The sequence below is a fragment of the Pedobacter sp. HMWF019 genome (genome assembly GCF_003061025.1).
GTDB lineage: Bacteria > Bacteroidota > Bacteroidia > Sphingobacteriales > Sphingobacteriaceae > Pedobacter.
Genome location: NZ_QAIL01000305.1, coordinates 1 through 6,012, shown reverse-complemented (window position 1 = coordinate 6,012; position 6,012 = coordinate 1). Strand labels below are relative to the sequence as shown.

Sequence of the window (6,012 nt, the reverse complement as noted above, 5' to 3'; positions counted from 1 at the left end):
AAGCCATACAGCTCAAAATAGTCCATATAACTATCTATTTAATAAAAGCTTTAAATATATCGTTCCCCAACACAAAAACCATCAGGGAAAGCAGAAGAACAAAACCTACAATCTGGGCACGTTCCATAAATTTATCACCAAGCGGTTTGCCTTTGATCATTTCAATGATCAGAAAAACAACATGCCCGCCATCCAATGCAGGAATAGGCAATAGATTCATAAAAGCCAAAGCAATAGAAATAAAAGCCGTAGAAGCCCAGAACCTTTCCCAGATCCACTGACCTCCATAAACCTTACGCGCAATCTCTACAGGACCTGAAAATGCCTTTGTTGCTTTAACTTTACCCGTAATCACTTTCCAGATACCTTTAGCATTCGTACTAAACTGTACCCAAGCCTGCTCAGCACCTATAGGTAAAGCCTGAAAAAAGCCATAATGAATTGTTTCTATCTTAATTTCATGAATATTAAATCCAATACCAACAGAACCAGCTGTATCTGCCGGTAAATTCAGGTTCAAACTCTGTCCGGCACGGTTTACTGTAAATACCATCTCCTTACCTTTCAGTTTTTTCACTTCCTGGATCACATCAACATTGTATTTTACAGGCACACTATTGATAGCGGTAATACGGTCTCCTTTATGTGCACCCGCTTTAGAAGCAGGTTTTCCTGTCATTACGCTATCAATTGTAGAAGTTAACAAAGGCTCTCTCGCAATGAACTCTTCGATCCCCAGATCAGAAACTTTATTCAAGATATTATCAGGAACTTTAATATCAATTGTTTTCCCTTCTCTGATCACTGTCAAATTCGTATTGCCAAGCAATACTTTTGGGCTAATCAGCTCATCAAAACGCAATACTTTATTTCCATTTACCGCAATTACACGGTCTCCCTTTTGTAAACCAATTTCTTTACCAATCACTCCAGGATTAATTCCATTTTGAACAGAATTATTTGGAACATAGGTCTCTCCATATTTAAATGTCAGCATCCAGAAGATAAAAATCCCCACAATAATGTTCACCACAACCCCACCAAGCATCACGATCAGGCGTTGCCATGCAGGTTTAGACCTGAATTCCCAGGGCTGCACCGGCTGCTCCATCTGCTCCGTATCCATAGATTCATCAATCATCCCCGAAATCTTAACATAACCACCTAAAGGCAGCCAGCCAATTCCATATTCACAATCTCCGCGTTTAATGCTAAATAGCTTTACACCCCAGGCATCGAAAAACAAATAGAACTTTTCTACTTTAATCCCAAAAGCACGTGCTGCCAAGAAATGTCCTAATTCGTGTAATATTACCAGTATCGATAATCCCAGCAATAACTGGGCAGCCATAATCAGTCCGTTCATATATTATTTTAATGTTTTTATAATTAGATCAATAAAAATTACTTTGTTACGAGTTGGTGGGCAAATATACGCGTATGCTGATCGGTTTCTAAATAATTATTCAGTCCCGGCTGACCAACAAAAGGCATATCCTCCATACAACGTTCAATAATATCACTCATTTCCAGGAAACCTACTTTGTCCTGTAAAAAGGCATTTACAACAACCTCATTTGCCGCATTTACAATACAAGGCATATTACCACCTTTTTTTAAAGCACGAAATGCCAGGTCAAGGTTTCTGAAATTCAAATAATCCGGAGGAAAAAAATTCAACTCAGGATAATCCATAAAATTAAAACGCGGAAATTGGCTCTGCACCCTATTCGGATAGGCCAGCGCATAATGAATCGGCAGCTTCATGTCCGGTAAACCCATCTGTGCTTTCATAGATCCATCTTTAAATTGCGCAATGGAATGAACTATAGACTGCGGATGTACAACTACATCAATCTGATCAACATTTAAATCAAACAGCCACCTTGCTTCAATCACTTCCAAGCCTTTATTCATCATAGATGCAGAATCAATTGTGATTTTTGCACCCATCACCCAATTGGGATGTTTCAGCGCCTGTGCCTTAGTTACTCCTGCCAGAAATGCGCGGTCTTTTCCCCGGAAAGGCCCTCCTGAAGCCGTCAGATAAATCTTTTCTACCGCATCGGATGCTTCACCGACCAGGCACTGGAAAATTGCAGAATGCTCAGAATCTACCGGAATGATCTTAACACCCTGTTTTCTGGCCAGTTCTGTGATCAGTTCACCCGCCACCACCAAAGTCTCCTTATTGGCCAAACCAATGTCTTTTCCCGCCTCAATAGCCGCGATCGTTGGCTTTAAACCCGCAGACCCAACTACAGCAGTCAGAACCAAATCACTGGATGACAAAGCTGCAGCTTCACATAAGCCAGATTCTCCGGCAAGAACTTTTATCCCAGTCCCTGAAAGCCCTTTCTTTACGCTTTCATACTTTCCCTGGTCAGAGATGACCACCAGTTCGGGCATAAATTCCATTGCCTGCTGAACTAATAAAATGTCATTAGACTGAGCCGTAAGTGCTGTAACCTGGTATCGTTCCGGATTTGCCTTCACTACTTCCAGCGCTTGTGTACCAACAGAGCCCGTTGAGCCCAGTATGCTTATATTTTTTTTAATCGCCAAAAGCTTTTTCTCCTTCAACGTCTGCAAAGACGATGTTATTTAATCGTAAAATTACTCAAACTATCCGCAATCTTTCTGTCATTTGCCAAACGGGGAACTTTATTTTGTCCACCCAGCTTCCCCTCTGCCCTCATATAACTCACAAAGGCCTCTTTCTCCAAAGGACGAATAATCAACGGCTGTAAAATTTTCCCTTCAATGAGGTCAAAGTAATAAATATTTTTCTTTTGCAAAGCTTCATCTACCTTTCTGCTAAAAGCAACCAGATCTGCAGGAGACTTTCCAAACTCTATAAACCACTCATGATAAGGCAACCCACCTTCTGGATCCACCACCTGTGGGGCAACCGTGAATTCCGTAATTTCAACTTCCTCTGCATTGGCTACGCTCATTAAAGCATGTTCCACTTCTTCGCCAATAACATGCTCTCCAAATGCGGAGATGAAATGCTTAATCCTACCTGTCACCATAATCCGGTATGGATCTTTAGATACAAATTTCACCGTATCTCCAATACTATATCCCCATAAACCTGCATTGGTATTTAAAATCAATGCATAATTTACATCAAGCTCAATTTCGCCAAGACTCAGGCGGGTAGGATTGTCATTATAAAATTCATCTGCTGGGATAAATTCATAAAAGATACCCGCATCAGCGAGCAAAAGTAATCCCTTTTCCTTTTGACTATCCTGATAAGCAATAAAACCTTCCGATGCAGGATAAGTCTCAATAGAATCTATCCTCCGGCCAATACTTGTTTCAATTTTAGCCCGGTAAGGTTCATAATTAACTCCTCCATAAACAAAGAGTTTAAAATTAGGGAAGATGTCCTTGATCTTTCGTCCTCCTGATTTCTCGGTCAACCGGTCAAAATACATTTGTACCCAGGGAGGTATTCCAGAAATTACCGTCATATCCTGTTCAATCGTTTCATCAACAATTGCATCGACCTTTACTTCCCAGTCTTCAATACAATTAGTAGCGTAAGAAGGCAAACGGTTTTTCTGTAAATAGGCAGGAACCAGATTGGCCACAATACCAGATAAGCGGCCAACTTTAATTCCATTTTTCTTAGACATTACAGGGCTGCCCTGTAAAAAAATCATTTTTCCATTCACAAAATCTGCATTTCCAGTTTCATGAATATAGGTAAGTAAAGCATTTCTTGCCGCTTTAATATGTTCCGGCATAGAGTCTTTAGAAATAGGAATATATTTTGCCCCCGAAGTTGTGCCCGAAGTCTTTGCAAAATACTCCGGTTTTCCCTTCCACATTACATCCGTTTCCCCGGCAACAACTCTATCAATATAATTTTTTAATCCCTCATAATCCCTAACCGGAACCTGTTTCTTAAAATCCTCATAATTTTTGACCAAAGCAAAATGATGGTCCTTTCCAAAAGAAGTTTGTTTTGCCGAAGCAATCAGATTTTTAAGGGTTTCCTGCTGTGCTTTCACTGCATTCTTCTTCCACTTGTCAATCCCTTTTACCACAAAAGCTGCAAAAGGTTTGCTCAACGCTGCTTTTAATCCCATAAATCCCGTCTAAACAATGTTGTGAATAATATCAGGATGCTCATCACCTTTATACTCGCTCATCATTTTCCGGTAGGCAATAGTCAAAGCAACGTTAGATAAAGGCACAATAATAAAAGAACTTAAAATATTAATCAGGAAAGACACAATCGGCCATTGCATGTAACTCACCAGCAGATACAAAATATAAAACCCACCCAAAACAAGCAATAGCAAGAGAATTTTCGTAAAATTTCCTTTTGTAATGGCCAAACTAAATTTAATAGAGCCAAAAGGTGGCTGATTCTTGTCAATGATAAAAAAAGGAAAAAAAGAGATCCGTATCCAGGTAATAAAAATAGCTACTGTTCCAACAGAAATAGCAATATTCGTCACCACAGACATCTTTATACCTGTATAGATAAAAGGAAAGCCAACCAAGGCCACCACTGAATATACCCCAACAATGCAAAACATAAAATAACACATTGCAATTAAAAACCGGATGATCTGCTGCCGGGTAGGCAATGTACTCACAATGCTCACATCATGTTCTTCATCATCAAGCAAGTGAAAAATATACTTTAGCAGGGATAAATTAAGGGTAAAATACAGCATCACAAAAAGTGCAGCCATGAAAATATTCAGACCTTTGCTCACGTCTTTGAGGAAAAAAGCCATCAAACCCGAGGCATTAGAAGTCAAAAACATTAAAAAGCATAAAGTGGCAATGGAAAAGTAATTCCTTTTCGTTAGTGTCCAGGCTTTACCAATCACCTCGTTCACCGTAAAGGTGCTTTCTTTTAAAAATTCTATCATGATTGTTTCAATACTACTCTTTTAACAAAATCCTGTATAAAACCCATGCCGTAAGCAAAAAGCTGTATAAAAGATGCAATAATACTCAAAAATGCAACTTTAACAGATTTAGTCACACTCCAGGCATGAAAAAAAATCATTGCAAATATGATCAGCAACACTGTATTACAAATATACGCCAAAGGCAGATACAATATGTTCAATAACAAAGTTAGCATAAAACCAACTGTAAAAGCAGCCGGAAAAAAATGGATCAGTTTCAGTTCTGAAGGGAAATGCTTATAAATATTGATCCTGGCCCTGCCAAAGAAATGCAGCTGCTTATAAAACTGCGAAAAACTAGTCCTTCTCTTGTGGTACACCTTCGCGGCAGGAATCAGCCCGATCTTAAATCCACTCTCGTGAATACGGATACTGTATTCAATATCCTCCCCCAGCCGGGTTAAAATAAAACCACCTACCTTTTCCCAAACCTCACGCGAAACCCCCATATTGAAACTGCGCGGATGAAATTGTCCTACATGCTTTTTATTACCACGGATTCCACCCGTCGTAAAAGGAGAGGTCATGGCATAACTGATCGCCTTTTGTACCGGACTAAAACTGCTGTGTGCTGCATCAGGACCACCATATGCATCCAGTTTATGCTCAAACAGATAATCTCTTACGATTTCCAGGTAATCTGCAGGAATAAGGCAATCTGAATCAAAGATGATAAAATAATCCCCCCTTGCCTGTTCAAAACCATAGTTCCTGGCAAAGCCCTGTCCGGCATTCTGTTTAAAGAAGTAATGAACATCCAGCCGGTCCTTATATTTTGCAACAACCTCTTTCGCATCATGAACAGAGCCATCTTCAACCACCAGCACTTCAAACTGCATGTAAGTCTGTTTGGTGAGTGTAGCCAGTAATTCGTCTATTTCCTGGGGCCGATTATATAAGGGAATTATAATAGAAAAAAACATCCTTTAATTTATCTCCTTTTCTATCAGATACTGATTACGTTCAGGTGCATTGCGAGTCACGAGTTCGGCAACAAAACCAGTTAAAAACAACTGTGATCCTACAATAATAGCCACTAAAGCAATATAAAATAAAGGTTGATCTGTAA

Annotated in this window: 5 protein-coding genes and 1 pseudogene; all 6 read right to left on the bottom strand. The window is 39.6% G+C overall.

Going from position 1 to position 6,012, the window contains the following annotated elements; all coding sequences use genetic code 11:
- Positions 1-34: 34 nt before the first annotated feature.
- Positions 35-1,366 (bottom strand): RIP metalloprotease RseP, encoded by a 1,332-nt coding sequence (rseP, locus tag DBR11_RS17180; RefSeq protein WP_108553878.1) that lies wholly within the window; start codon positions 1,364-1,366, stop codon positions 35-37.
- Positions 1,367-1,404: 38 nt separating this feature from the next.
- On the bottom strand, positions 1,405-2,592 hold the full coding sequence (locus DBR11_RS17175) for a 1-deoxy-D-xylulose-5-phosphate reductoisomerase (RefSeq protein ID WP_233260797.1): 1,188 nt from the start codon (positions 2,590-2,592) through the stop codon (positions 1,405-1,407).
- A gap of 8 nt (positions 2,593-2,600) precedes the next feature.
- Positions 2,601-4,103 (bottom strand): GH3 auxin-responsive promoter family protein, encoded by a 1,503-nt coding sequence (locus DBR11_RS17170; RefSeq protein ID WP_108553877.1) that lies wholly within the window; start codon positions 4,101-4,103, stop codon positions 2,601-2,603.
- A 9-nt stretch (positions 4,104-4,112) separates the two neighbouring features.
- A complete protein-coding gene (locus tag DBR11_RS17165) occupies positions 4,113-4,901 on the bottom strand; it encodes a hypothetical protein (protein ID WP_108553876.1) in 789 nt (262 codons plus the stop codon).
- Positions 4,898-5,866, bottom strand: a complete 969-nt coding sequence (locus DBR11_RS17160; RefSeq protein ID WP_108553875.1) for a glycosyltransferase family 2 protein — start codon at positions 5,864-5,866, stop codon at positions 4,898-4,900. Before DBR11_RS17160 ends, DBR11_RS17165 begins: the two co-directional genes overlap by 4 nt.
- Before the next feature lie 3 nt (positions 5,867-5,869).
- A pseudogene (locus tag DBR11_RS30205) lies at positions 5,870-6,012 on the bottom strand (glycosyltransferase); the annotation flags it as partial.

Coding starts and splice junctions, on each gene's coding strand:
- rseP (WP_108553878.1), bottom strand. CDS start 1,366: ATGAACGGACTGATTATGGCTGCCCAGTTATTGCTGGGATTATCGATA.
- DBR11_RS17170 (WP_108553877.1), bottom strand. CDS start 4,103: ATGGGATTAAAAGCAGCGTTGAGCAAACCTTTTGCAGCTTTTGTGGTA.
- DBR11_RS17165 (WP_108553876.1), bottom strand. CDS start 4,901: ATGATAGAATTTTTAAAAGAAAGCACCTTTACGGTGAACGAGGTGATT.
- DBR11_RS17160 (WP_108553875.1), bottom strand. CDS start 5,866: ATGTTTTTTTCTATTATAATTCCCTTATATAATCGGCCCCAGGAAATA.